This is a genomic window from Campylobacter sp. VBCF_01 NA2 (genome assembly GCF_027797205.1).
In the GTDB taxonomy this organism is placed as follows: domain Bacteria; phylum Campylobacterota; class Campylobacteria; order Campylobacterales; family Campylobacteraceae; genus Campylobacter_B.
The window spans coordinates 1,433,492-1,459,769 of the sequence record NZ_CP115607.1 but is presented as its reverse complement, the minus strand read 5'-3'; the positions used below and the strand labels follow the sequence as shown (position 1 = coordinate 1,459,769).

Genomic DNA, 26,278 nt, shown 5'->3' with positions numbered 1-26,278 from the left:
AAATCTCTTTTAAATAAAATTTTTGATACAATCGAAAAATTCAATTTTAATCAAGGGGTGAAAAATGCAAGTTCCAATTCGTTATGGCAAAGATGATGTTTTAAACATAAATTTTGACGAAAAAAATCTTTTGGGGATTTTCAATCCGAATAAGGTTGAGAAATTTGACGAGGCTGAGCTTATCAAAAAAGCAATGCAAAATCCAATCAATCAAAAAACTTTTGATGAGTTTATCAGTGGTGATGAAGAGATTGTAATCATCGTAAATGACGGCACGCGCCCAACTCCGACATCTAAAATTTTAAAAGAAATTTATCCAAAAATCAGGGACAAAAAGAAAACCTTTATCATCGCAAACGGCTGCCACAGAGATCCGACCGAAGATGAGTATGAGATGATCTTTTCAAAAGAAATTTGGGCTGAGGTCAAGGCCAAAGGCGAGGCTCACAGCCACGATTCTAAAAACGATGAAATGGTCTATCTGGGCGAGAGTAGCAACAAAACCCAAATGTATCTAAACAAAATCGTAGCAAACGCGAAAAAAGTTATCCCAATCGGCTCAGTCGAACCGCACTATTTCGCGGGTTACACAGGCGGCAGAAAGGCGTTTTTGCCAGGCGTTGCCAAATACGAAACTATCGAGCAAAACCACAAACTAGCCCTTAGCCACGACGCGCAGGCTTTGCGATTAGAGGGCAATCCTGTGCATGAGGATATGGTCGATGCGATGAAGGTGCTAACTCATATCGATGTATTTGCGATTATGACGGTGCTAGATAGCGACCATAATATTTATTATGTAAATAGTGGCGATTTAAACGATACATTTTATGATTGTATTCAAAAAGCAGAAGAGGTATTTTGCGTCAAAATCCCTCAAAAAGCCGATATCGTAATCTCAGTAGCCCCATATCCAATGGATGTGGATTTATACCAAGCCCAAAAAGCGCTAGATAACGGCAAACTAGCCCTGGCAGAGGGTGGCGTGCTTATCATGGTGGCCAAATGTCGCACAGGTATCGGCCCTAAGCCGTTTTTTAACCTCATGGCATCAGCCGATACGCCGCAAAAAGTGCTAGAAAAAATCCAAGAGGAATTTCATCTAGGCTATCATAAAGCTGGCAAAATGGCTGAGATTGGGCTTTGGGCGCAGACTTGGGCGGTTAGCGATCTAAGCGACGATGAGATGAGAGCTGTGCATTTAAAGCCATACCATGATTTGCAAAAAGCCCTAGATGACGCGCTTAGCGAAAAGGGCAAAGACGCTAAGATTGTGATTTTGCCATTTGGTTCAATGACGGTTCCAAAAATTTGAGTAAATTTATCTATTTAGACTGCGCCAGTGGCATTAGCGGAGATATGTGCCTTGGCGCATTTATCGACCTTGGCGTAGATTTTGGCTTCTTAAAACACAGCCTCGAAAAGTTAGGAATTTCTAATGAGTATGAAATTTGCGCCAAAAAGGTTTTAAAATCCGGCATAAGCGCTACGAAAGTAGATGTGATTTTAAAGCGCAAATGGAGCACGACGCCCCATTTTCATGAGCATGGACGCACTTTTAAAGACATTGTAAATTTAATAAATTCTTCAAATTTAAGCGAATTTGTAAAAGAAAAATCAATCGAAATTTTCACTATCATCGGCGAAGCGGAGGCAAAAATCCACCAAAGTAGCCTAGAAAATGTCCATTTCCACGAGGTTGGCTGCACCGATAGTATAGTCGATATCGTAGGAAGCGTGATTTGCTTCGAATCGCTTGGGATTTCACGCGTGCTTTGCTCGCCACTTGCACTTGGCGGGGGATTTGTGAAGTGCGCTCACGGAATTTTAAGCGTGCCAGCACCCGCGGTAAGTGAAATTTTATCTGGCGTGCCTGTGAAATTTGGCGGTGATTTCGAGCAGACTACACCTACTGGCGCAGGTATCGCAAAGGCTCTAACGAGCGAATTTTGCGCCGAATTTAGCGCTAAAATTTTGCGCACTGGATACGGGGCTGGAAGCAAGGAAACCAAATTCGCAAATTTGCTTAAAATTATGATTTGCGAAGATGAGCGCTTGGCTCAATCAGGGCAGGTTTTAATCGAGACAAATATCGATGATATGGACGCTGAGGGCTTGGCGTTAGCGAGTGAAATTTTACTAAATGCTGGCGCACTTGATGTGTTTAGCGAGGCTGTGAATATGAAAAAATCGCGCCTTGGCACGAAGCTTAGCGTGCTAGCTAAATCTTGCGACGCGCCCGCGCTAAAAGAGCTGATTTTTCGCCATACCACGGCGATTGGGGTGCGCGAAATTTCTGTGCAAAAAACAGAACTTCCGCGCCAAATTCGCGCTGTGAATACAAAATTCGGCGAGGTTAGGATTAAAATTTGCAAATTTGAGGGTGGAGAAAAAATCAAACCCGAATTTGATGATTGCAAAAATTTGGCACAAAAATTTGGCACAAATATCGCTACGGTGCGAGCTGCGGCGATCAAAGAGTATGAAAATGGAAACTTTAAAGGAAGAGCTTAGAGGGCTTAAAAATCTCGCCCTGGCCTTTTCTGGCGGGGTGGATAGCTCGTTTTTAGCCTGCGTGGCAAGTGAAATCTTGGGCGCAAATTTCATCGCGCTTACCATAAAAACGCCATATATGAGCGAACGCGAAATTTCGCAGGCTATAAATTTTGCTAAAATTCACAAATTTCGCCACGAAATTTTAGAACTCCAAACCCCGCAAGAAATCGCGAATAATCCGCAAAATCGCTGTTATTTATGCAAAAGAAATTTATTCGAAAATTTAATTAAATTTGGGCGAAATTTGGGATTTTCAAATTTCGCAGACGGCACAAACAAAGATGATTTGGGCGAAGATCGCCCAGGACTTCGCGCCGTGCGCGAGCTTGGCGTCATTTCGCCACTGATAAATTTAACCAAAGCCCAAATTAGGGAGTATTCACGCACCCTGCGCCTAGAAAGTGCGGACTTACCTAGCTTTGCGTGCTTGCTGACTCGCTTGCCTCACGGGCGCGAATTTAGCGCAGATGATTTGAGATTAATCGAGCGTGTGGAAAATTTACTCATACAAAACGGCTTTTCAAACATCAGAGCGCGCTTTAATGGGCGAAATTTAAAAATCGAAATGCCAAGAGCGCTGATGAGCGAATTCGTGGCGAGTGAAAATTTTGCAAAAATTATTCAAAAAATAGATGAAATTTCGCAAATTGATGAAATTTTGCTCGATTTAAAGGGTTTTAGAAAGGAAGTTTTAAATGAAAAAGGCTGAAATTTTGGACTTAATCGCCCAAATCAAGGGTGGCAAAATTTCTGATGAAAAGGTCGTCGAGTATTTCGCAAACTACCCATTTTCTGATATCGGCTGCGCTAAGGTCGATATGCAAAGAGAGCTTAGAAGTGGGGTTGGCGAGGTGATTTATGGCGAGGGTAAAAGTGCTGAGGCGATTTTGGCAATCGCGCGCGAGTGTGTGAAAAACGGCAACAATGTCCTAATCACGCGCACAAATTCGCAGGTGGCTGAAATTTTGCAAAAAGACTTCCCGCTTGCTAAATTTAACGAGGTCGGTCGCACGATAAGCATTATCATAAACGAGCCAAAACTTACCGAAAGTTATATCGGTATCATTTCGGCTGGCACATCTGATTCTTACGCTGTGGAAGAGGCATACGAGACGGCGAAATTTTTGGGTAATGATGTGCGCAAAATCACCGATGTGGGCGTGGCTGGGATAAATAGGCTGTTTTTGAAGCTTGATGAAATCCAAAAAGCCAAAGTCCTAATCGTCATAGCAGGCATGGAAGGAGCCCTTCCTAGCGTGATTGCAGGCCTTGTCAAAGCCCCAGTTATCGCCGTGCCTACGAGCGTGGGATATGGGGCGAGTTTTGGTGGCGTGGCAGCCTTGCTTGGTATGCTAAATTCGTGCGCAAACGGCATTAGTGTCGTAAATATCGACAACGGATACGGCGCAGCGTATAATGCGAGTATAATCAACCATTTATAAGGAGAGAGCGTGGAAAATGTAGAGAAAATGACCGCCGTCATGGCTAGTCTCGTCGGATACAGTGGCAAAATTTTGCCAGATGATGTCACGGCGAAATTAAAGGAGCTAGCGAGCAAAGAAAATGCGCCGTTAGCAAAGACGATTTATGAGACAATGTTTAAAAACCAAGAGCTTGCCAAAAAGCTAAACCGCCCCTCTTGTCAAGATACTGGCGCGATTCAGTTTTTCGTAAAATGTGGCGCGAAATTCCCGCTAATTGGCGAATTAGAGCAAATTTTGCGTGAAAGCGTCTTGCGAGCGACACAGGAGGCTCCACTTCGCCACAACAGCGTCGAGACCTTTGATGAATACAACACCGGCAAAAATATCGGAAAAGATGTGCCTTCGATCTTTTGGGAAATAGTCCCTGGTAGCGATAAATGCGAGATTGATACATACATGGCAGGAGGTGGTTGCACGCTTCCTGGCAAGGCCGGCGTGCTAATGCCTGGTATGGGCTATGAGGGCGTGGTGAAATTCGTAATGGATATAATGACAAGCTATGGCCTAAACGCCTGTCCGCCGCTAGTCGTGGGCGTGGGCGTGGCAACCTCGATAGATGTGGCGTCATTGCTTTCTAAAAAAGCTTTGTTTCGTCCGCTTGGAAAACATAATCCAAACGAGCGCGCTGCAAAAACCGAAAAATTGCTAGAAGATGGCATTAACAAAATCGGCCTTGGCCCGCAAGGCATGGGCGGAGCTAGCTCGGTGCTTGGCGTGCATATCGAAAACTCAGCCCGTCACCCCTCAGTCATCGCTGTGGCTGTAAATACAGGCTGTTGGTCGCACAGACGCGCGAATATCGTTTGGAACGGCGATTTAAGCTTTACCGTGACATCTCATAAGGACTATAAATATGAATAAGAAAATTTTGCAAACTCCGATTTCTAGGGAGGATTTAGAGGATATTAAAATTGGCGATATCATTTATCTAAGCGGAAATATCGTAACTTGTCGCGATGTGGCTCATAGGCGTGTGGTCGAAAAAAATATGCCTTTGCCACTTGATATCCATGGTGGGGCGATACTGCACGCAGGCCCAATTATTAAAAAAACAAGCGCTGGTGGCGAGGATAGATACGAAATCGTCTCGGTAGGACCTACGACAAGTATGCGTATGGAGAAATTCGAGTATGAATTTATCGAAAAAACAGGCGTTAGAATAATCGTGGGTAAGGGTGGAATGGCTAGCAATACAGAAAATGGTTGCAAGGATTTTGGCGCATTGCACTGCGTTTTCCCGGCAGGGTGCGCAGTAATCGCTGCTATGGAGGTCGAGGAAATCGTAAGCGCTGATTGGATGGAGCTTGGTATGCCAGAGACCTTGTGGAATTGCAAAGTCAAAGAATTTGGCCCGCTAATCGTATCAATCGACGCGAAAGGCAATAATCTTTTTGAGAAAAATAAGGTTGAATTTAACAAGAAAAAAGATGAGGCGTTGGCTGAAATTTTGCCAGAAGTTAGCTTTATAAAATAGGGAAAAATTATGAAAAAAACAGCTTTTATTACAGGCGCGACGAGTGGTTTTGGCGAAGCGATAGCTAGAATTTTGAGTAAAGAGGGCTATAAAATCATCGCTCTTGGGCGCAGAAAAGAGAGATTAGAAAATTTGGTCAAAGAGCTAGGAAATACCCATATAATCGCAGCTGATGTGCGAAATAAAGATGAAATTTTCAAGGCTGTGGAGAATTTGCCGAGTGAGTATAGAGATGTCGAAATTTTGGTAAATAATGCTGGTCTTGCGCTTGGTCTAGATGGCATTAAAGACGCTCAAATCGAGGATTTAGAGACTATGGTCGATACGAATATCAAGGGCGTTATTTACACTACAAAGGCAGTTTTGCCACTACTTTTGCAAAGTGGCAATGGCTATATTTTCAATATCGGCTCTACTGCTGGTGCATGGCCATATCCTGGAAGCCATGTCTATGGCGCAAGCAAGGCGTTTGTGAAGCAATTTAGCAGAAATATCAGAAACGATTTAATCGGCACTGGTATTCGCGTAACAGAGATCGCGCCGGGTATTTGCGAGACTGAATTTAGCGATGTGAGATTTAAAGGCGATAAAGCAAGAGCGAAAAAGGTCTATGAAAACACAGATCCGATTAAAGCAGAGGATATAGCACAAATCGTGCTAAATTGCATAAATATGCCTCATCATGTCAATATAAATATCGTCGAGGCTATGGCGACAGCGCAAACTTGGGCTGGATTACATGTAGAGAAAAGATAACTCTAAATTTTGAATAAGTATTATAAATAAATTTTTAACACTTATTCTATAAAAATTCAATATTTTGAATTTTATTTATATTTCTTTAAAAGAAATATTGATATAATAAAATAAGTATTTTTTAAGGAAAGGAAGAAGCGATGGAGTTTCTTACAGGTTTGTCTGAGAGCGTCCAATTTACTATTCAGTTGATAATAGTTTTGGCGTGTCTGTTTTATGGTGCCAAAAAGGGTGGTATGGCCCTTGGTATTTTAGGTGGTATAGGTTTAGTTATACTCGTATTTTTATTCAAAATGTCTCCGGGCAAACCAGCCGTTGATGTTATTTTGACAATCCTTGCAGTTGTTGTCGCCTCAGCTACATTGCAGGCTGCGGGTGGTTTGGATGTTATGCTTCAACTTGCTGAAAAAGCGTTGAGAAAAAATCCAAAATTAGTTTGTTATGTTGCACCAATGTGTGCTTGGACTTTGACAGTTCTTTGCGGTACTGGTCACACAGTTTATACACTTTTGCCGATTATCTACGATGTATCTATGAAAAGTGGTGTGCGCCCAGAGCGTCCAATGGCAGCTACTACCGTTTCATCACAATTAGCAATTATCGCTAGCCCAGTTTCAGTTGCTGGTGTTTCTATCGTGGCTGTATTGCTAGGCGCTGGTGCTCAAATCGAGGGATTTTCTAGCTACCTTGACCTTCTTAAAGTAACTATTCCTTCTACTTTCTTTGGTATGCTATGTATCAGCACATACTCAGTATTCCGCGGTAAAAGCCTTGAAAAAGATGAGGAATTCCAAGCTAAACTTAAAGATCCAGAGCAAAGAAAAATCATCTATGGTTCTGACGATGCTAAATCACTTATCGGTGTTAAACTTCCACAAAAACAATGGAATGTTATGTATATCTTCCTTTCAGCAATCGTTGTTGTTGCGGTTTTGGGTTATTACAAACAACTTCGCCCGACATGGTCTATCTCAAAAGACGCTGCTATCGTTAATATCGTAGATGCAGGCGATAGCTCAAAAGTCCTAGACAAAGTAAAAATCAGCGACGGAACTATGATGTTAAGCGGTGCTGAGACAAAAATGAGCGTTAAAAAAGATAAATCTAAATTAACTCAAAGTGCTCAAAGCGTAGAGGTTAAAGATAAAGACGGCAAAACTTACAAAGTTAGCCAAGACGGTGCAAAAGTAACTTATGTAAATGCAAAAGGCGAAACAAAAACTTACGAAAACGCAAAAATTGATGTAGCTACAAGCACAAAAGGCTCAAAAACTCTTGGTATGGTTGATACTATCCAAATGTTTATGCTCCTTGCTGCTGCTATTATGATGATTTATTCAGGTATCAAAGCCGGCACAATCGCTCAAAACGAAATCTTCCACAGCGGTATGATTGCGCTTGTTGCGATTTATGGTATCTCATGGATGGCCGATACTATGTTCCACGCTCATATCGATATGCTGGCTGGCTCACTTGGTAAGGTAATGCAAGCATATCCATTTACATACATTGTAGTTGGTATGTTGATTTCAAAATTCCTTAACTCACAAGCTGCTGCTGCTGCGACTTTCGTCCCACTAGCGATTGCTATCGGTGTAAATCCAGGAACAATCATTGCGTTCGCAACTGCATGCTATGGTTATTTCATCTTACCTACATACCCAAGCGACCTTGCTGCGATCCAATTCGACCGCTCAGGCACAACAAAAATCGGTAAATATGTTATCAACCACAGCTTCATTATCCCTGGTTTCATCGGCGTATTTAGCTCATGCTTCCTAGGCTATATCCTAGCTCATTTCTACGGATATATGTAATAGCTCTTGTCTGCGAGGAAACTCGCAGACAACTTTTCTTCTAAATTTCTAAATTTTATTTCAAATATTTATTAAGTCAAATTATGCAAAACGCCGATATTGACATACAGGCATTAGAGGAAGAATTTAAAAAATTCAATGCCAAAAATTATACAAACAACGGAGTGTGTATGTATTGCTAATCGTAGTGTATTGCACACTTTCAAATATTGTGCTTTTAATCAATTACAAAATCAATTACAAAAGAAAGGATAAAAATAGATTTTTATATTTTTCGCACCTTTCTCGCATAAAATTTCTTATAAATAATTTTTATTAATAAATATAAGCTAAAATCCAAATTTTAAATTTTTCAAAAGGAGAAAAAATGAAAATTGTCTCAATTCTAAGTGCATGCGCGCTTGGCGCAATGCTAGCAAACGCTGCCCCTTACGAGGTCGATAACGCCCATTCTAGCGTAGGTTTTAAGATCAAACACATGAGCATTAGCAATGTGGTTGGAAACTTCAAGGATTTTAGCGCAGAGATTGACGCCGAGAACGGCAAGCTAAACAAACTAAGCGCCGTGGTCAAAACCGCCTCAGTTTTTACTGACAACGAAAAACGCGACGCACACTTGCAAGCGGACGATTTTTTCGGCTCGGAAAAGTTTCCTGATATGAAATTTGAGATGAAAGAGTTCGCGCCTGATAAGGTCAAAGGCGAGCTAACGATCCGCGATGTGAGCAAAGAGGTCGAGTTTGACTATGATTTTGGTGGCGAGGCAAAACAGGGCGATAAGGCTAAAATCGGATTTAGTTTAGAGGGCAAAATCAAACGCTCTGATTTTAATTTCGCCCCAGGTAGCGGCACTGCGATGCTAGGCGATGATATAAAAATTTCTATCGAAATCGAAGCTGTGGCGAAGTAAAATTTTACGCAAATTTCATTGCAAATTTTAGGAAATTTAGCAAATCGCTAAATTTCCCTTTTTTATTTAAATTTTAAATTTTCGCTACGCAACTCTGCAATACTGCGCCCGAAATTTCGGCGCAGTATTTAAAAACTTGCGGTAGCAAAATTTGGCTAAATTTAGCGCACAAACGAGCGTAATAGCGCGATTTCGTCCGCCCAAATACTCTCATCAATCGTCTCTAAAATGAGCGGAATTTCATCGATATTTTTGTCGTTCATAATGTTTTCGAAGCTTGCCAGCCCCAAAAATCCGCGCCCAAGGCTCTCGTGGCGGTCTTTGCGCACGCCAAGGTCGTTTTTGGTGTCGTTTAGGTGCATGCCAGATAAAAATTTATAGCCGATGACGCGGTCAAATTCGCTCATAGTGCGCTCATAGGCGTCTTTCGTGCGAAAGTCGTATCCGCCGGCGAAGGCGTGGCAGGTGTCGATACAAACGCCAATGCGGGTTTTGTCGCTTACGTGCGCGATTATGTAGGCGATTTGGGCGAATTCAAAGCCTAAATTTGAGCCTTGGCCTGCTGTGTTTTCGATGACGAGTTTGACACTGCTAGTGTTTGCGATAGCGAAATTTATGCACTCTGCGATATTTTGCAGACACTGCTGGGGCGAAATTTCATTTAAATGTGAGCCCGGGTGGAAATTTAGCAGTTTTATGCCAAGCTTTTCGCAACGCTGCACTTCATCGACAAAGGCTTCAAGGCTTTTTTGGCGAAGCGTGGGGTCTGGGTGGCCTAGATTTATGAGATAGCTATCGTGGGCTAGGATATGCTCTGCGCGTATGCCAGTGGTGGCGAGATTTGTACGAAACTGCGCTATATCGCTATCGCTAAGCGGTTTTGCGCTCCACTGGCGCTGATTTTTGACAAAAAGCGCAAACGCGTCTGCGCCGATTTTTTGCGCGTTAAGTGGAGCGTTAAAAACCCCGCCAGCAGCGCTTACATGGGCTCCGACACGCTTCATAAAAGCTCCCTTACGCTGATTTTTACCCCGGCTTTTTTGTCGCTAAATTTGATAATTTTGCCACTATCATCGCAGACGCTGTATGAAATTTCGCCCAAATTTTGCTCGAATCCGCAATCTGTTTTGGCTAAATTTTTCGCGCCATAGATTGCCTTTGCGCCCAAAATTTCGCCCAAAAATCCCTTGTAATGGGCGTTTTTGAAAAATTTCTCATTGAAAGTTGGCTCATCATCGCAGGCATTATTCATGCACACGCTTTCGTTTTTTGCGACCAAGGAAAGCACGCTAACCCCGCTAGAATAGACCTGCAACTCGGTTTGGTTTTTAAAACTTCTAATAAATCCAGTGTCGTTTAGGCGCAAATTTGGCGAAATTATCGAAAATGCCACCGCTTGCGTTTTTTGCGGGGTGAGCTTGGCGCAACCACAAAACACTGCCCCGATTCCCAAAAATCCAGCAAAAATCAAATTTATTTTTTTCATTTTTGTCCTTTTTTAAATTTTAATATTTTCATTTTAGCGAAATTTATAAAAATTCCAGCTTTATTAAGTGAAATTTAAGCGCAATTTATATAAAATAATCGTTCATTTTAATTTAACCGAATTAAGTGGCCCCTTCGTCTAACGGTTAGGACATCGCCCTTTCACGGCGGTAACACGAGTTCGAATCTCGTAGGGGTCACCACTAAAATACAAAATCCAAAAATTAAATTTCAAATCAAAATTTAATGAAAATTCAAAATTCGCTTAAAATTTCTTAAAATTTAGCCAAATTTAAATTTATGGTTAAGGTTGTATTGGCTAAAATTACAGCTTATTCTTTTATTGTAGAAAAGATAAATTTGGTAAAAAAGGAAAAAAATGAGCGACATTATCGCATATAAATTTAATGGTGAAATTTATGATACCCAAAGTATCGGCGATGGCGCAGATGGCGCAGAACCGATATTTTTCGATAACTCTGCTGACGCGCTAAAAGTGCTTCGCCACTCATGCGCGCATTTGTTAGCACAAGCTGTCAAATCACTCTACCCAGACGCGAAATTTTTCGTCGGTCCTGCGATTGAAGATGGATTTTATTATGATATGCGCGTGAGCAAGGCTGACGGCGAGAAGCTTGGCGAGGACGATTTGAAGGCGATTGAGAAAAAAATGAAAGAGCTAGCCGAAGCCAAGCAAGATATAGTTAAAATTTGCTCTACCAAAGGCGCTGTTAGCGCAAAATACGCCGAGGACGATCTAAAAGTCGAGGTTTTGAAGCGAATCCCAGAGGGCGAAGTGAGTTTGTATGCGCAAGGCGATTTTGAGGATATTTGTCGCGGACCGCATGTGCCAAACACCAAATTTTTGCGAAATTTCGCGCTAACTAGGATTGCGGGTGCGTATTTGGGTGGCGATGAGACACGCGAAATGCTAACTCGAATTTACGGCGTGGTTTTTGCCGATAAAGAGAGCCTAAAAAATCACCTAACAATGCTCGAAGAGGCTAAAAAGCGCGATCACCGCAAGCTTGGTGCGGAGATGAAATTTTTCACATTTGATGAAGAAATCGGCGCTGGACTTCCGATTTGGTTGCCAGCGGGCGCGAAAATGCGCGTAAAACTCGAAGAAAGGCTATATCGCCAGCTTCGCCGCCGCGGTTACGAGCCAGTCAGAGGCCCTGAAATCCTAAAATCTGACGCGTGGCAAATCAGCGGACACTACACAAATTACAAAGAAAATATGTATTTTACGATGATCGAAGAGCAAGAATACGGCATCAAGCCGATGAACTGCGTGGGTCATATCAAAGTCTATCAAAGCGAAATTCGCTCATACCGCGATTTGCCACTTAAATTTTGCGAATACGGCGTCGTGCATAGACACGAAAAATCAGGCGTTTTGCATGGGTTATTTAGAGTGCGCGAATTCACCCAAGATGACGCGCATATCTTTTGTATGCCAAGCCAAATCAAAGAAAATGTTTATGAAATTTTGGACTTTGTCGATGTGCTAATGGGCGCGTTTGATTTCAACTACGAAATGGAAATTTCAACCAAACCTACCAAAGCTGTGGGCGATGATGAAGTCTGGGAGATTGCTACAAAAGCGCTTAAAGAAGCGCTTGATGAAAAGGGCTTTAAATACGGTATCGACGAGGGCGGCGGTGCGTTTTATGGTCCGAAAATCGACATAAAAATCACAGACGCTTTGGGTCGAAAATGGCAGTGTGGCACCGTGCAGGTGGATTTCAACCTACCAAATCGCTTCGAGCTAGGCTATATCGATGAAAATAATGAGAAAAAACAGCCTGTCATGCTTCACAGAGCGATTTTGGGAAGCTTTGAGAGATTTATAGGAATTTTGATCGAACACACAGCTGGCGAGCTTCCGTTTTGGATTTGCCCGACACAAGTGGCGATTATCCCGATTGGTGAAGCGCACAGCGCGTATGCAAAAGAGATTTCAGCTATGTTGCGCGAATTGGGCATAGACACTGAGATTTTAACCAAAAACGAAACTTTAAATAAAAAAATCAGAACAGCCGAAAAGCAAAAGGTGCCATTAATCATCGTTCTTGGCGATAACGAAGTGGCTAATCGTAGCGTCGCATTGCGTGATAGGCGTGCGCGCGAACAGCGAAATTTAGGGCTTAGCGAGTTCTTGGATTTCGTGCAAAACAAATTAAATGAGGTGAATTTTTGAGCAGCAAAAAAGAAGTTTTTCTAAACGAAGAAATCGAGGCTGATGAAGTTAGATGTATCGGCGAAGATGGTGAAGCATACGGCGTAATCTCGCTAGATGAGGCGTTGCAAATCGCAAGCAAACAAGGTGTCGATCTCGTGCTAATCGCGCCAGATGCGAAACCGCCAGTGTGCAAGGTAATGGATTATAGTAAATTCCGTTATCAACAAGAAAAAAAGCTAAAAGAGACCAAGAAAAAACAGAAAATCATCGAGATTAAAGAGATAAAATTTTCGGCAAAAATCGCTCAAAACGATGTGAATTACAAGGTAAAACACGCAAAAGAATTCCTAGATTCTGGCAAACATGTCAAACTTCGCGTGTTTTTGAAGGGTCGCGAGATGAGCACTCCTGAGATTGGCGTAAATTTGCTAAACAAAATTTGGGAAGAGAATTTCGCAGGTAGCGCAGAACGCGACAAAGCCCCGATTTTAGAGGGAAGATATGTGAGTATGCTAATTACGCCGAAAAAGTCTTAAATTTCGGCGTAGCTTAAATATTTTTAAATTTCAGCAGAAATTTAAAATTTTATTATATAATCACAGCTTATCTTAAAAAAAAGGATAAACATGCCAAAGATGAAAAGTGTGCGTGGCGCAGCAAAACGCTTTAAAGTAGGCAAAAACAAGATTAAACGCGGTTCAGCTTTCCGCAGCCATATCTTGACTAAAAAGTCTAGCGAGTGTAAAAGAGATTTGCGCGGCCCACATTATGTAGATTCTACAAATGTTAGAGCTGTTAAGCTTATGCTTTGTAAATAATTTTAGTTTTTGACCTAGTCATTCAAACTCCCCTAAGATAGGGAAAGACCCAAAAATGGGCGCCATTTAAGAAAGGATTAATATGGCAAGAGTAAAAACAGGCGTTGTTAGAAGACGCAGACACAATAAAGTTTTAAAACTTGCTCGCGGTTTTTATAGCGCAAGAAGAAAACATTTCAGAAAAGCCAAAGAACAATTAGAAAGAAGTTTGGTTTATGCTTACCGCGACAGACGCGCGAAAAAACGCGACTTCCGCAGACTATGGATCGTTAGAATTAACGCTGCTTGCAGAATCAACGATATTAGCTATTCTAAATTTATGCACGGTCTTAAACTTGCAAATATCGAATTAGATAGAAAAATCCTAGCAAACCTTGCTATGAACGATGCTAAGGCTTTCGCTGCATTAGCCGATAAAGCAAAGGCTGCTTTAAAATAATTTTTTGAATTTCAAGATTTTTTCTTGAAATTCTCCCTTTTAAATTTTGTATTCTGGCTCGTTTAAATAGATTTTAAGCGGGGTTTGAATACAATGCCCCCTTTATTTCGTGGTTGGATAGCTCAGTCGGTAGAGCAGCAGACTGAAAATCTGCGTGTCGGCAGTTCGATTCTGCCTCTAACCACCACTTTTTATTCAGATAAAATTATGCAACGATTTGAAATCTATATTAGCGATAAAATCTTTAAATTTGATAAATCAAAACTAGATAAGAAAGATAAAAAACTATATAAATCCCGTAAAAATTCTGCTGATTTTTTGCTTTCTCGTTCTATTAAATCACGCATTAAAAAACGGGGCAAGTTTTGCATTTCGCATAAAAAATTTGATGAAAATTTGCAAAATTTCCATATCGCCACAGTTGGGTTTTCAAATAAAAAATTTGGGCTTGATTTGGAGATTTTAGCGGAGCGAGATTTTGACAGTGTGATTGATTTTTGTTTTAACGAATTTGAAAAAAAATTAATGCAAATTTGCGATAAAAGCGAAAAAATAATCCTTTTTTATCAAATTTACACTATTAAAGAAGCTATAATCAAGCTCGAAAATCTCGCATTTAGCGACCTTGCAAGGGTTGGGCTGACTGGAAATAAAAACGAAATCAAAGCCAAAAATCACAAGGAAAAATTTATCCGATTTAAAACATATTTACTCTATAATCAGTTTTTAATTTCAATTTGTTTCAAAGGATAAAAATGTATGATGTTTTGGTAATTGGTGCTGGACCAAGTGGTAGCGTGGCGGCGGCATTTTTGCATAAAGCCGGTCTTAAAGTGCGAGTTTTGGAAAAAGAAACCATGCCAAAATTCGTCATTGGCGAGAGTTTGCTCTCAAACTGCAACAACATCCTTGAAGAAGCAGGTCTATTAGACGCTGTTTATAACTACGGATTTCAATACAAAAACGGCGCAGCTTTTTCGTGGGGCGAAAAATACACATATATCGATTTTTGCGATAAATCAAGCGTTGGAAGCGGGACGACTTTTCAAGTCCCAAGGGCTGATTTTGACAAACTTTTAATCGATGAAGTTCAAAAGTTGGGCGTAGAAGTAACTTACAAATGCGAAGTAAAAGCAGTCGATTTTAGCGGACAAAATGCAGTTTTAAGCGTGGAAAATAACGGCATTAGCGAAAATTTAGAAGCCAAATTTGTCCTTGATGCGAGCGGATACGGACGGATTTTGCCGACACTTTTAAATTTAGAAACGCCGTCTCACTTACCGCCTAGAAGTGCGTATTTCACGCATATAGAGGATAACATAACCGAGCCGCTTTATGATAGAAATAAGATTTTAATCACCACTCACCCAGTTCATAGAGATGTTTGGATTTGGTTGATTCCGTTTTCAAATGGGCGTTGTTCTATCGGTGTGGTCGGCGAAAAACATATCATAAATCCATCAAATTTAGAAATAAATCCTGAAAATAACGCCGAAATTCTTAAAAAATGCGTTTATGAATGCCCTATGCTAAAAAGGCTTTTAAACAATGCTCTCTGGGATACGCCTGTGCGAAATCTCAACGGATATTCAAAAAATGTGAGCCGTCTGTATAGCGATAAATACGCACTTTTGGGCAATGCGACTGAGTTTTTAGATCCTGTATTTAGCTCAGGCGTTACAATTGCATTGTATTCAGCTAAAATCGCTGCAAAATGCGTGATAGACGAGATCAAAAACGGCAAGGCTGATTGGGAAAATGACTACGCAAAAGAGCTAATGAGCGGCGTTGATACATTTAGAGTTTATGTCGATGGCTGGTATGATGGCAAATTCCAAGATGTGATTTATTATCCGAAAAAAGATCACAAAATCAAACGCTACATAAGCTCGGTTTTAGCGGGTTATGCGTGGGATAAAAGCAATCCATTTGTAAAAGATGCGAAAAGGCATTTAGATACCTTAGCTGAGCTTTGCAAATGAGATTTTTGATTGCCGTTTTTTTGGTTTTTTTGTTTTTTGGGTGTGCTGCTAAATTTACACTTAGCGATACGCCCAAATTTAGCCAAAAGCATTTTTTGGTAGAAAAGGACGGCGTAAAAAGCCAAATTTTTGCTAGAAGCGGCGATGGATTTTATCATTTTATCTGGCTTGATATGCTAAAAGCCCCGATTGCAAGGAAATTTTTGCATTTAAATAATTGCGGTGAAAAAATTTGTGGGGAGTTTGAAAACGACGGATTTTTACCGCCAAATAAAGGGGCTGAGAATTTATTTTTAAATTTGCTTGAAAATATCGAAAAAAGCGAATTTGAGCTAAATTTGCAAGGTCAAATTTACAAGGTCAAAAATGCAAATTTATCTAAGTAGTCCTGGGCTCATAAGCTCTGCCGGAAATGATACAAACGCCGTATTTAAGGCAGTTTGCGATAAAAACTCAGCTCTAAAAAAAATAGAAAATTTTTATAACAACAAAAGCTTTGTTTTGGGCAAAATTTCGCAAAATTTAGATCAAATTTGCCCTAAATTTAAAGAAGATTTTGCAAACCGCACAAATCAAATTTTGTTTCTTGCTTTTATGCAGATTGAAAATGAGATTAAAAATGCGATTGCTAAATTTGGCTCACACCGCGTCGGTGTGGTCATTGGCACGACCGTAACAGGCGTGCAAAGCAATTTTAAAGCCTTTGAAAATCACGCAAAAACTGGCGAATTTAAAGGATACAATGCAGAGCAAAACTCTCAGGGAAATCCTGCGAATTTCGTGAGAGATTTTTTTGGCTTAAAAAGCGTTGCTGTGGGGATTTCGTCAGCTTGCACTAGCGGAAATAAAGCCGTAATCGAAGCCGCAAGACTTATAAAAAGCGGGATTTGCGACGCTGTGATTTGCGGTGGGAGCGACGGGATCGATACTTTGACCGTTTTGGGATTTGAGAGTCTTGGAGTGCTAAGCGATGAGAGATTAAATCCGTTCTCTCTTAACCGAAAAGGCACGAATTTGGGCGAAGGAGCGGGAGTTTTTTTGCTAAGCCGTGATGAGATTTCAGACATTGCTTTGCTCTCATACCACGCAAATTCAGACGCTTTTCATATAACTCAGCCAAATCCAAATGCCACTATGCAAATTGAGGCGATAAATTTAGCCTTGCAAAAAGCGGGTTTGGACAAAGTGGATTATGTAAATTTACACGGCACAGGCACAAATGCGAACGACATTATGGAAAGCGTGGCGATAAGCGACACTTTAAAAAACACGCCGTGTAGTTCGAGTAAGCCGATTTTTGGGCATACGCTAGGAGCAGCAGGAGCCATAGAGCTTGGAATTTGCTTCCAAGCCATAAAAAACGGCATTTTGCCACCTCAAATTTACGATAAAGAGCAAATTTTGCCAAAAATAAATATAATAGATGAAAAAATACAGACAAACATAAAAACTGCGATAAATTTAAGCTTTGCTTTTGGCGGAGACAACGCAGTTAGCGTGATAGGAAAAATATGAATATAAAATCAATTTTGCCCCAAAGCGGATATATGGTTTTTTTGGACGAAATCAAAGAAATCAAGCAAGGCGAGATAGTATGCGCTGTGAAAATTCCACCTGGTTCGCCATTTGTAGAAAACGGACGACTTGAAAGCTACACATATATCGAAATAATGGCACAATCAATCGCGGCGTATGCAGGAAGCAACGATAAAATCGAGCTTGGATTTTTGCTAAGTTGTCGCAAAATGGATATTTTCCGCCCTTTTGTAAATGTGGGCGACGAGCTAATCATAAAAGCAACGGAGAGCCTAAGTGACGGGGCAGGAATGTTTGTGTTTGATTGTGAAATTTTACTTAGCAATGAGTGCGTTGCAAGGGCGAGTTTGAGTGTGTTAAATCCGAGCAAAGAATTTTTAGATAAGGCGATAAATGAATAAGCGGGTTTTGATTACAGGTTCTAGTGCGGGGATCGGCAAGGCGTGTGCTTTAAGACTAGCAAAAGCCGGTTATGAAGTGGTTTTGCACGGGCGAAATTTGGTAAATTTACAAGCCGTAGCGGATGAAATTTGCAAATTTGGAGCTAAAAAGCCTGAAATTTTAAATTTTGATGTCGCAGATACTGAGGGGGCAAAAGAAATTCTTACAAAAGATTTGCAAAACGGCGTGTATTACGGCGTGATTTTAAATGCAGGAATCACGCGAGATAACACATTTGCTGGACTTGAAGAGATCGAGTGGAAAAGCGTAATTGATACAAATTTAAATAGTTTTTACAATGTGTTAAATCCCGTACTAATGCCGATGATAAGGGCAAAAAATCCGGCTAGAATAATCGTAATGAGCTCAGTTAGCGCAATCATGGGAAATCGCGGACAGAGCAATTACGCCGCTAGTAAAGCAGGTCTTATCGCAGCGGCAAAATCTTTGGCGATAGAGCTTGCAAGTAGGAAAATAACCGTTAATTGCATAGCGCCGGGCCTAATAGATACGGCTATGACAGATTTGGGCGAGTTAAAAGATGAGATAATCAAACAAATCCCGGCTCGTCGCATCGGAGAAGCAGACGAAGTGGCTGCTTTGGCTGAGTTTTTGCTAAGCGAAAATGCTAGCTATATCACAAGACAAGTAATAGGAGTAAATGGCGGATTATGTTAAATAGGGTTGTTGTTACTGGTTTTGGAAATGTTTGTGCATTTGGGCGTGAGTGGAGCGAGATAAGAGCTAAATTTGAAGCTAAGCAAAATGCCGTTAAATTTATGAGCGAGTGGGATAGGTTTGGGAGTGAATTAAATACTCGCTTAGCCGCTCCGATAATAGGTTATGCACCACCCAAAGAGTGGGATAGAAAACAACTTCGCTCTTTGGGGATAGTTTCTCAATACGCCGTCGAAGCCGCAGGTCTAGCGCTAAAAGATGCTGGGCTTTTAGAGAACGAGAGCATAAAAGACGGGCGAATGGGCGTGGCAGCTGGGTCAAGCACAGGAAGCACGGGGTCGATTTGCGAAGCAGTAAAACTTATGCTTGGTATGCCAAGTAATTTTAACGCAAATACCTATGTCAAAATGATGCCTCACACTACGGCGGCAAATATAGCGATTTTTTATGGACTTAAAGGGCGTATGATTCCGACAAGTTCGGCTTGCACGAGTGCAAGTCATGCCATAGGATATTCGTATGAAGCCATAAAATACGGACAAATTGATATGATGTTAGCCGGTGGCGCAGAAGAGCTTTGCCCTAGCGAAGCCTTTGTTTTTGATAGATTGTTTGCGACAAGTTGCAAAAATGATACGCCAAATTTAGCTTCTGCGCCGTTTGATAGCGAGCGAGACGGACTGGTTTTGGGCGAGGGCGGATCGATGCTAGTATTAGAGAGTTTAGAAAGCGCAAAAAAAAGAAATGCCAAAATTTACGCTGAGATTGTGGGTTTTGGATCGAGTTGTGATGGCACTCACATTACTAGACCACAAAGTGCCACGATGAAAGAAGCTATGCGTTTAGCCTTAAAAGATGCCAATTTAACGCCTGAAAAAATCGGCTACATAAACGCCCACGCCACAGCCACCAAGCAAGGCGACATCGCAGAAAGTATCGCTACAAACGAGCTTTTTGGCGAAAAAACGGCGATTAGTTCGCTAAAAAGCTATCTTGGGCATACTTTGGGTGCGTGTGGGGCATTGGAGAGTTTTTTTAGTATAATGATGATGAAACAAAGTAGGTTTTATCCAAATTTAAATTTAAATAAAGTAGATTGCGAGTGCGCAAATTTAAACTATTTGCGCGATATTACTGAGATAAAAACCGAATTTGTAATGAATAATAACTTCGCATTTGGCGGGGTTAATACATCTTTGATTTTTAAAAATTTTGATAATTAATTTTTTAATGGAGGAAAAAATGAAAAAGTTTTTGAGTATTGTTGCTGCGTTGGCGGTTTGTGCGAATTTTGCTTTTGCAAAAAATGAAGTTAAGAAATTTTCTATTTCAAAGGCTTTAAGCGATCCAGCTGTCAAGTCTGTGCTAGATCCTAGCGTGAAACTAAGCTTTGGTAAAAAAGGCGGTGGTAAAAAAATCACAGGCTTAATTTCATCAAACAAAAAGGCAAACAAAGTCGGTAAAAGCGAGGAAGAGGCGTGTTTTAGAGCGTTTGCTTCTGCTATGATAAGTTTCCAAGAAAGGGCCAAAAGAGAGGGCGGAAACAAGGCTGTGAATTTATCGAGTTATTACTACAAACACGAATTTGTCAGCGATAAAGAATTTGAGTGTGGTATCGGAAATATCATGGTCGGCGTGACATTTAGAGGTTATATTGCAAAATAAAGTTTATTTTAATATTTCCAAATTTGACGCTATTATCGATACTGGCGCGAATTTAGGTGAGCTTGAAATTTACAAAAAAAGTCCAGATTTAACGCATATCGCCCCTATTGAGCGAAGAAGACTTAGCAAAGGGGCTAGATTTTGCATTTCGCTCTTAAAAGAGTGCGATGAAATGCCTGTCATTTTTAGCTCAAAGCACGGCGAGATAAATCGCTGTTTTTCTTTGCAATCTAACCTAGCTAGACTTGAACCGCTCTCTCCTGCTTCATTTTGCATTAGCGTTCATAATGCGATTGTGGCACAAAATGCGATTTTTGCCAAAAATAGGGCCGAAATTTCAGCGATTTCTACAAATTTAAGCCTAGAAAACGGAATTTTAAATGCCGTAGCTAAATTTGATGAATTTGATAAAATAGCGATTATTAGCTATTTTGAGAGCATAAATAATGAACTTATGAGCGTGGGAGATTTGATTTATGCGATTTTGGTCGTGGTAGAAAAAGGTAAAAATTTTAGCATTGAAATTTCGCCAAATAACGAGCCAAATTTAGCAAATTTGACTAAAAATAGCGATTTTGAATTTTTGCTAAATCTAAAAAATCACAAAAAATCTTGGGTTACAAAAGAGCAAGATTTAAGCTGGAAATGGGTCGATGAAACTGCTATTTAGGCGAGTTTGCGTAGCGTTATGCTTTGCAAGTTTTGGCATTATTTGCATGGTTGGAAATCTCTTTTTTATCCCCGTAATAATACTGCGATTAAACAAATTTAAAATCATAGAAAATTTCGCTAGGGATTTGGTTTTTGTGGCTTGGCGAGTGTTTTTGTATTTGATTGTGTTTTATGGATACGCAAAAATAGATTTTAGAGCAAAATTTGTTCGCAAAGATAGCGCTATCGTCATCGCAAACCACCCGTCCTTGCTCGATGTTGTGTTGCTTTTATCTCACATACGCAGGGCAAATTGCATAGTAAAGGCAAGTTTAGCAAAAAATATTTTTTTATTTGGGGCGATAAAATCGGCAAATTATATTTTAAATACAGAAAATGAAAAAATGCTAGAACTATCAAAAAAAGCGTTGCAAAATGGAGAAAATTTGATAATTTTCCCAGAAGGCACTCGCACGAAAGATAAAATTTGCATGCAAAAAGGCGCATTTTATATAGCCATAAACTGCGCAAAAGAGCTAATCGCGCTAGGCATAAAAATGTCTCCAAAAAGCTTAAAAAAAGGACAATCGTGGTATGATACGCCACAAAATAAGATAAAATATGAAGTGGATATTTTAGAAAATTTAGATTTGAGCGAATTTGAAAAATCTCGTTCAAATCCGATTCGAGTTAGATTATTACACGAAAAAATGCAAAATTTATATGAAAGGCAAGATTTATGAGTGATCTTATTTTAGAGATTAAAGAGATGATTATCTCAGGGCTTAACCTTGAAGATATGAGCGTGAGCGACATTGACGAGAATGCACCGCTTTTTGGAGAAGGACTTGGGCTTGATAGCGTCGATGCGCTCGAACTTGGGCTTTTGATCCAAAAAAAATATGACATTGTTATAAACTCAAAAACTGAAAATGTCAAAGAAATTTTCGCAAATGTCGTAAATTTGGCAGATTTTATATCAAAAAATAGGAAATAAAATGGATAAAAATCAGATTTTTGAAATTCTAAAACAGGCTCTGGTTGAGCTTTTCGAAATCGATGAAAGCAAAATTTCGCTTGATGCTAAGATTTATGAAGACTTAGACATTGATAGCATTGATGCGATTGATTTGGTTGATTTTGTCAAAAAACAAACAGGTCATAAACTAATGCCAGAAGACTTCAAAGCTATAAAAACGCTTGGCGATATCGTTGAGGTCGTGGCGAAAAAATACCAAATCGGCGAGTAAATTTGAAAACTATTTTAAAGGCGATAATTACGCTTTTTAGCGTGATTTATCCTTTTGGAATTGTCTTTTTTAGAGAGTTTAGTTTTTATTTATTGATTATAATGGCGATTTTATGGGGACTGCGCGGGATTTTGGAATTTGGCTTTGAGAGCGAAAATGAAAGCAAAAATTTAAGCGAATTTGGTAAATTTAGCTTTGTTTTGTGCGGGTTTTTCGCACTTTGTGCGGTTTTTAGTGCTTATGGGATAAAATATCTTTATCCTGTGCTAATAAATGCCTTTTTGGGGGCAGTTTTTTATTTTAGCTTAGCTAGCACGCCGATGATAACTAAATTTGCTATGTTAAAAGAAAAAAATTTAGAGCCAAAAGCTTTGATTTATACAAGAAATTTAACCAAAATTTGGATAGGATTTTTTGCGATAAATGGTGGCGTGAGCGGACTTTTGGCATTGTGCGAAAACAAAGTTTATTGGGGCGTTTATTGTGGGGCGATTTCTTATGTTTTGGTAGGAGCGTTGCTTTTTGGCGAGATTATTTTTAGGAAGTTTTATATAAAAAATGCGTGAATTTATACAAAATTTAAGTGAAATTTCGGAGCAAATTTGCAAATTTGCAGCTGTTTTAAAAAATAAAAACATAAAGCGAACTCAAATTTTTCTAAGCGATATGGAAGAGTTTAAAATCGCCTTTTTTGGGGCGATGTTAGCAGGGACAAAGCCTGAGCTTTTAAGAGATAATCATTTTGAAGACGGTTTTTTTGGCATTGATGATGAAAAATTTGCCGAGATTTGTGCTGGGTTTGAAAATTTGAGCGAATTTGGCGAGTTAAATTTAAACGGAAGCGAGATTTTTTATCTAAAAACCTCCGGAAGCACAGGCAAACCAAAAAATATTCAAAAGTCGCTTTTGGATATGGTCTTAGAAGCAAAACATTTAGCAAAAGCTCTAAATTTAAGCTCCCAAGAGCAGTTTTTAGCCAGCGTAACTCACCAAAATATGTTTGGGCTGACATTTAAGTTTTTTTTGCCGTTAGTTTTGGGTGCGAAGTCCGATGGAGGCGAGTATAACTACCCTGAAATTATTTTTGATCAAAGCCTAAATGGCTCTATTTTGATCTCATCGCCTACGATTTTAAACGCACTTTACCAGCACAAAAACGCCAAAAAAATAGAAAATTTAAAGATGATAATCTCAGCAGGTGCTAGGCTTCCGCAAAATTTGCGTAGTGAGCTAAATAAAATCACAAAAGCCAAAATCGTCGATATTTATGGATCTAGCGAAACGGGCGTTGTTGGGGCAAATTTAGGAGTGGGGCTTAAAAAATTTGAGCCTGTAAATTTAGAAGTGGGCAGTAAAGGCGAACTCATCATAACTTCGCCTTGGTGCAAAAGGTTTGAAAGTAGCGATAGTGGCGAGATTAGAGGCGATGATATTATTTTGCACGGACGCCTTGATAGGATTGTCAAATTTAGCGAAAACCGCGTAAATTTGGACGCCATAGAAGAAAAATTAAATCAAAATGAACTTATAAAAGATTGCAAACTAGGGCTTCACCCAAAATTTGAGCGAATTTTGGCTTTGATAGTTTTGAGTGAATTTGGCGAAGAAGAGTTTAGAAAAAACGGCAAAAAAGGTGTCGTAGAAAACTTAAAAAAATATCTAAAATATGATTTTGGCTCGGTTGTAAGGTATTTTAAAATAGTCAGCAAAGTCCCGTATTCTGCGCAAAGCAAGGTAAAAAAAGATGATTTTTTAAAAGCTTATGAAAGCTACGAAATGCCTGAATTTACGCAAATTTCGCAAAATGAATTTAGAGCAAAAATTAAGCCAAGTGATTTTTATTTTGACGGACATTTTGCGAGTTTTCCTGTGGTGCCGGGCTTTATGCAGTTTAAATTTGCTAGGATTTGCGCCGAAAAATTAGGATATGATTTGCAAAATTTAAGCCATATTCCAAGCATAAAATTTATGCACTTTATCCGCCCAAATGACGAAATAACCATAACTTTTGAGAAAAAAGAAAAAACGCTAAGTTTTAAAATCAAAAGTCAAAAAGAGTGTTGCAATGGAAAAATCAGCCTTTAAGCCTGTTTTTTTGGTGCCTTACTACAACCACCCTGCTAAAATCGCCGTTTTAGTAGAAAATTTATCAAAAATGGGCGAGATTTTAATCATCGATGACGGTAGCGATGAAGTTAGCAAAAATGCGCTAATCGGTTTAAAAGCTGAAATTTTTACTCGTGAAAACAACGGCGGTAAGGGCGCTGCGCTCAAAGACGGGCTTAAAATCGCTTTGCAAAAAGGCTACACTCACGCATTTCAGATTGATGCCGATTTTCAGCATGATATTTCAAAATGCGACGAATTTTTAAAAACGGCGCAGGAATTTCCGCAAAGCCTAATTTGTGCAAATCCGATTTATGATGAAAATGCGCCAAAAAGCCGTTTTTACGGACGAAAAATAACAAATTTTTGGTGCGCTATAAATTCTCTTTCAAACGACATAAAAGACGGCATGTGCGGGTTTAGAATTTATCCCTTAAAAGAGATTTGCGAAATTTTACCAAGCGTAAAAAATGATCGCATGGGCTTTGATATAGAAATTTTGGTTCAAGCTTACAGAGCGAAAATAAACCTAAAATGGATTGAGCTAAAAGTTTGCTACGAGAAAGGCGGAGTTAGCCACTTTCGCATGTTTAGGGACAATGCTTTAATCTCTCTAACTCACGCAAGGCTGTTTTTCACGCTTCTGCCGTGGTTGGCAAAAAGGGCATTTCATGGCTAAGCACTGGGCAGAGCAAAACGAAGTCGCACCAAGTTTATTTTTAAAAGCGACATTTTTTTTGGTTACAAAACTGCCTAGTTTTATCGTTAAGTATATCGTATTTATCGTGGTTAGCGTCTATTTTTTGTTTTTAAAAAACCAAAGAGAAAATATAATAAATTTTAGAAAAAATGTCGCACAAAGTGGCGGGAAAATAAGCGGCAACGCGTATGCGAATTTTTATAATTTTGGCGTTGCAATCTGCGATAAAGTCGCCATTTGGACAAATAAAAATGGCATAGAAATCGACCGAACAAATTTAGAAAAAATTCGCTCACAACTAGACGGCGTAAAACGGGGCAAAATTTTGCTAACTAGCCATTACGGCAATATCGAAGTGGCAAAAGCCCTTGTGAGCGAACTTGGTCGCACGAAAATAAATATCTTTATGTATCGTGCAAACAACGCCAAATTTAACGAATTTATGGATAAAGTCAGTGGCGGGAAAATCAATGTCTTTTGGGTCGATGAGCTAAATATTGAAACTATGCTAAATTTGGGAAATTTGCTAGATAACGGCGAACATATCGCCATAATGGCAGATCGTGTGCCGATAAAAAGCGAAAAGGTCGCAAGTGCCGAATTTTTAGGAAAAACGGCGAATTTTAGCATTGGGGCGTATCTCATAGCAGGGATTTTAAAGGCTGAAATTTACTCATTTTGGTGTTACAAAGTAGGCAAAAAATATACTTTTGAAACGAAAAAACTGCCAAGCGTGGAGCTAAAAAGCGATAAAATCGCTTCTGTAATGCCTACTTTGAGAGCGTATGTGGCGGATTTAGAGAGCAAATGCGTAAGCGATCCCGCGCAATGGTATAATTTTTTTGATTTTTGGGGGCAAGGTGAAAAAGAGCTATAAATTTAGAGTTGAGTTTTACGATACCGACAGCATGGGCGTGGTGTGGCACGGAAACTATGTCAAATACTGCGAAATGGCTAGGTGCGAGTTTTTGCGAAAAATCGGCTACACTTATATCGATATGAAAAATGACGGATACGCTTATCCGATTGTGAAAATGGATTTTAAATTTGTGCGTCCTGCGATGTTTGATGATGAAATTTGCGTAGAAGTAGAATTGAGCGAATTTGAAAGCTTACTTAAATTTAAATACACCATAAAAAACGCTGATACGGGCGAAATTTTATGCAAAGCCACAACCGCCCAAGCAGCAGTAAATTTAAAAAATATGGAAACCTGCTTTTACCTACCTGAGATTTTAAAAGAAAAATTAAAGGGGATAAAATAAAATTTGATAAACATATAAAATTCGGTGGGCAAGGATACCCACCCTGCGGTGCTATGTTTAAGCCAAAAGAAGGAAAGGCT

At 39.8% G+C, this 26,278-nt stretch carries 31 protein-coding genes, 2 tRNA genes and 2 pseudogenes; 33 read left to right on the top strand and 2 right to left on the bottom strand.

The window, feature by feature from the left end; genetic code table 11:
• The first annotated feature begins 64 nt into the window (after window positions 1-64).
• The 10 genes and pseudogenes from larA to PF027_RS07345 all read left to right on the top strand — a co-directional run bounded on the left by larA (window position 65) and on the right by PF027_RS07345 (window position 8,997).
• Entirely contained in the window at window positions 65-1,315 is a 1,251-nt protein-coding gene (gene larA, locus PF027_RS07385) for a nickel-dependent lactate racemase (RefSeq protein WP_270872531.1), read from the top strand.
• The gene (gene larC / locus PF027_RS07380) at window positions 1,312-2,514 is read left to right on the top strand and encodes a nickel pincer cofactor biosynthesis protein LarC (protein WP_270872530.1); all 1,203 of its coding nucleotides are present in this window, start codon (window positions 1,312-1,314) and stop codon (window positions 2,512-2,514) included. Before larA ends, larC begins: the two co-directional genes overlap by 4 nt.
• Window positions 2,489-3,265, top strand: coding sequence for an ATP-dependent sacrificial sulfur transferase LarE (gene larE / locus PF027_RS07375; RefSeq protein WP_333720400.1), 777 nt, complete (start codon window positions 2,489-2,491; stop codon window positions 3,263-3,265). Before larC ends, larE begins: the two co-directional genes overlap by 26 nt.
• Complete coding sequence (larB, locus tag PF027_RS07370; protein ID WP_270865422.1) at window positions 3,252-3,998, top strand: nickel pincer cofactor biosynthesis protein LarB; 747 nt, start codon at window positions 3,252-3,254, stop codon at window positions 3,996-3,998. The genes larE and larB overlap by 14 nt, the downstream gene beginning before the upstream one ends.
• 27 nt (window positions 3,999-4,025) lie before the next feature.
• Complete coding sequence (ttdA, locus tag PF027_RS07365; RefSeq protein WP_333720481.1) at window positions 4,026-4,901, top strand: L(+)-tartrate dehydratase subunit alpha; 876 nt, start codon at window positions 4,026-4,028, stop codon at window positions 4,899-4,901.
• A complete protein-coding gene (gene ttdB, locus PF027_RS07360) occupies window positions 4,894-5,514 on the top strand; it encodes a L(+)-tartrate dehydratase subunit beta (protein ID WP_270872527.1) in 621 nt (206 codons plus the stop codon). The genes ttdA and ttdB overlap by 8 nt, the downstream gene beginning before the upstream one ends.
• Before the next feature lie 9 nt (window positions 5,515-5,523).
• Entirely contained in the window at window positions 5,524-6,270 is a 747-nt protein-coding gene (locus tag PF027_RS07355; protein ID WP_270872526.1) for an SDR family NAD(P)-dependent oxidoreductase, read from the top strand.
• Between the two features lie 140 nt (window positions 6,271-6,410).
• Window positions 6,411-7,325: pseudogene (locus PF027_RS08265) on the top strand (anaerobic C4-dicarboxylate transporter family protein); the annotation flags it as partial.
• 174 nt (window positions 7,326-7,499) lie between these two features.
• A pseudogene (locus PF027_RS08260) lies at window positions 7,500-8,087 on the top strand (anaerobic C4-dicarboxylate transporter family protein); the annotation flags it as partial.
• A gap of 367 nt (window positions 8,088-8,454) precedes the next feature.
• Window positions 8,455-8,997, top strand: a complete 543-nt coding sequence (locus PF027_RS07345; RefSeq protein ID WP_270872524.1) for a YceI family protein — start codon at window positions 8,455-8,457, stop codon at window positions 8,995-8,997.
• A 161-nt stretch (window positions 8,998-9,158) separates the two neighbouring features.
• Here the strand turns inward: PF027_RS07345 and nfo are convergent, their stop codons facing one another.
• Together nfo and PF027_RS07335 are read right to left on the bottom strand one after the other, a co-directional pair.
• Window positions 9,159-10,001, bottom strand: a complete 843-nt coding sequence (gene nfo / locus PF027_RS07340) for a deoxyribonuclease IV (protein ID WP_270872523.1) — start codon at window positions 9,999-10,001, stop codon at window positions 9,159-9,161.
• A complete protein-coding gene (locus PF027_RS07335) occupies window positions 9,998-10,483 on the bottom strand; it encodes a hypothetical protein (protein WP_270868562.1) in 486 nt (161 codons plus the stop codon). Before PF027_RS07335 ends, nfo begins: the two co-directional genes overlap by 4 nt.
• 127 nt (window positions 10,484-10,610) lie before the next feature.
• On the opposite strand from PF027_RS07335, the gene PF027_RS07330 reads away from it, so the two are divergent.
• From PF027_RS07330 to PF027_RS07220, 23 genes are all read left to right on the top strand, one after another.
• A tRNA-Glu gene (locus tag PF027_RS07330) sits at window positions 10,611-10,685 on the top strand.
• 176 nt (window positions 10,686-10,861) lie between these two features.
• On the top strand, window positions 10,862-12,685 hold the full coding sequence (gene thrS / locus PF027_RS07325; RefSeq protein WP_270872522.1) for a threonine--tRNA ligase: 1,824 nt from the start codon (window positions 10,862-10,864) through the stop codon (window positions 12,683-12,685).
• A complete protein-coding gene (gene infC / locus PF027_RS07320; protein ID WP_270858734.1) occupies window positions 12,682-13,203 on the top strand; it encodes a translation initiation factor IF-3 in 522 nt (173 codons plus the stop codon). The genes thrS and infC overlap by 4 nt, the downstream gene beginning before the upstream one ends.
• 90 nt (window positions 13,204-13,293) lie before the next feature.
• Window positions 13,294-13,485: a 50S ribosomal protein L35 gene (gene rpmI / locus PF027_RS07315; protein WP_270858735.1), complete on the top strand. Its 192-nt coding sequence runs from the start codon at window positions 13,294-13,296 to the stop codon at window positions 13,483-13,485.
• 82 nt (window positions 13,486-13,567) lie between these two features.
• Window positions 13,568-13,924 carry a 50S ribosomal protein L20 gene (gene rplT, locus PF027_RS07310; protein WP_270858736.1) on the top strand — a complete coding sequence of 119 codons (357 nt, stop codon included), beginning with the start codon at window positions 13,568-13,570 and terminating at the stop codon, window positions 13,922-13,924.
• Window positions 13,925-14,035: 111 nt separating this feature from the next.
• A tRNA-Phe gene (locus tag PF027_RS07305) sits at window positions 14,036-14,111 on the top strand.
• 20 nt (window positions 14,112-14,131) lie between these two features.
• A complete protein-coding gene (locus PF027_RS07300; RefSeq protein WP_270872521.1) occupies window positions 14,132-14,677 on the top strand; it encodes a 4'-phosphopantetheinyl transferase superfamily protein in 546 nt (181 codons plus the stop codon).
• A 2-nt stretch (window positions 14,678-14,679) separates the two neighbouring features.
• Complete coding sequence (locus PF027_RS07295; RefSeq protein WP_270872520.1) at window positions 14,680-15,906, top strand: NAD(P)/FAD-dependent oxidoreductase; 1,227 nt, start codon at window positions 14,680-14,682, stop codon at window positions 15,904-15,906.
• Window positions 15,903-16,292: a hypothetical protein gene (locus PF027_RS07290; RefSeq protein ID WP_270872519.1), complete on the top strand. Its 390-nt coding sequence runs from the start codon at window positions 15,903-15,905 to the stop codon at window positions 16,290-16,292. Before PF027_RS07295 ends, PF027_RS07290 begins: the two co-directional genes overlap by 4 nt.
• Complete coding sequence (locus PF027_RS07285; protein ID WP_270872518.1) at window positions 16,273-17,421, top strand: beta-ketoacyl synthase N-terminal-like domain-containing protein; 1,149 nt, start codon at window positions 16,273-16,275, stop codon at window positions 17,419-17,421. Before PF027_RS07290 ends, PF027_RS07285 begins: the two co-directional genes overlap by 20 nt.
• Window positions 17,418-17,843: an ApeP family dehydratase gene (locus PF027_RS07280; RefSeq protein ID WP_270872517.1), complete on the top strand. Its 426-nt coding sequence runs from the start codon at window positions 17,418-17,420 to the stop codon at window positions 17,841-17,843. Before PF027_RS07285 ends, PF027_RS07280 begins: the two co-directional genes overlap by 4 nt.
• Window positions 17,836-18,561: a 3-oxoacyl-ACP reductase FabG gene (gene fabG / locus PF027_RS07275; RefSeq protein WP_270868554.1), complete on the top strand. Its 726-nt coding sequence runs from the start codon at window positions 17,836-17,838 to the stop codon at window positions 18,559-18,561. Before PF027_RS07280 ends, fabG begins: the two co-directional genes overlap by 8 nt.
• Entirely contained in the window at window positions 18,555-19,784 is a 1,230-nt protein-coding gene (locus PF027_RS07270; protein WP_270872516.1) for a beta-ketoacyl-ACP synthase, read from the top strand. The genes fabG and PF027_RS07270 overlap by 7 nt, the downstream gene beginning before the upstream one ends.
• A gap of 19 nt (window positions 19,785-19,803) precedes the next feature.
• Window positions 19,804-20,226, top strand: a complete 423-nt coding sequence (locus tag PF027_RS07265) for an excinuclease ABC subunit A (protein ID WP_270872515.1) — start codon at window positions 19,804-19,806, stop codon at window positions 20,224-20,226.
• On the top strand, window positions 20,216-20,896 hold the full coding sequence (locus tag PF027_RS07260; RefSeq protein WP_270872514.1) for a beta-ketoacyl synthase chain length factor: 681 nt from the start codon (window positions 20,216-20,218) through the stop codon (window positions 20,894-20,896). Before PF027_RS07265 ends, PF027_RS07260 begins: the two co-directional genes overlap by 11 nt.
• On the top strand, window positions 20,880-21,620 hold the full coding sequence (locus tag PF027_RS07255; protein WP_270868550.1) for a lysophospholipid acyltransferase family protein: 741 nt from the start codon (window positions 20,880-20,882) through the stop codon (window positions 21,618-21,620). Before PF027_RS07260 ends, PF027_RS07255 begins: the two co-directional genes overlap by 17 nt.
• Window positions 21,617-21,874, top strand: coding sequence for a phosphopantetheine-binding protein (locus PF027_RS07250; RefSeq protein WP_270861440.1), 258 nt, complete (start codon window positions 21,617-21,619; stop codon window positions 21,872-21,874). Before PF027_RS07255 ends, PF027_RS07250 begins: the two co-directional genes overlap by 4 nt.
• Before the next feature lies 1 nt (window position 21,875).
• Window positions 21,876-22,127, top strand: a complete 252-nt coding sequence (locus tag PF027_RS07245; protein ID WP_270861439.1) for an acyl carrier protein — start codon at window positions 21,876-21,878, stop codon at window positions 22,125-22,127.
• A gap of 2 nt (window positions 22,128-22,129) precedes the next feature.
• Window positions 22,130-22,693: a DNA gyrase subunit B gene (locus PF027_RS07240; protein ID WP_270868549.1), complete on the top strand. Its 564-nt coding sequence runs from the start codon at window positions 22,130-22,132 to the stop codon at window positions 22,691-22,693.
• The gene (locus PF027_RS07235; protein WP_270868548.1) at window positions 22,686-24,212 is read left to right on the top strand and encodes an AMP-binding protein; all 1,527 of its coding nucleotides are present in this window, start codon (window positions 22,686-22,688) and stop codon (window positions 24,210-24,212) included. The genes PF027_RS07240 and PF027_RS07235 overlap by 8 nt, the downstream gene beginning before the upstream one ends.
• Window positions 24,193-24,912, top strand: coding sequence for a glycosyltransferase family 2 protein (locus PF027_RS07230; protein ID WP_270868547.1), 720 nt, complete (start codon window positions 24,193-24,195; stop codon window positions 24,910-24,912). The genes PF027_RS07235 and PF027_RS07230 overlap by 20 nt, the downstream gene beginning before the upstream one ends.
• Complete coding sequence (locus PF027_RS07225) at window positions 24,905-25,810, top strand: hypothetical protein (protein ID WP_270872513.1); 906 nt, start codon at window positions 24,905-24,907, stop codon at window positions 25,808-25,810. Before PF027_RS07230 ends, PF027_RS07225 begins: the two co-directional genes overlap by 8 nt.
• Window positions 25,794-26,198 (top strand): acyl-CoA thioesterase, encoded by a 405-nt coding sequence (locus PF027_RS07220; RefSeq protein ID WP_270872512.1) that lies wholly within the window; start codon window positions 25,794-25,796, stop codon window positions 26,196-26,198. Before PF027_RS07225 ends, PF027_RS07220 begins: the two co-directional genes overlap by 17 nt.
• Window positions 26,199-26,278 lie beyond the last annotated feature (80 nt).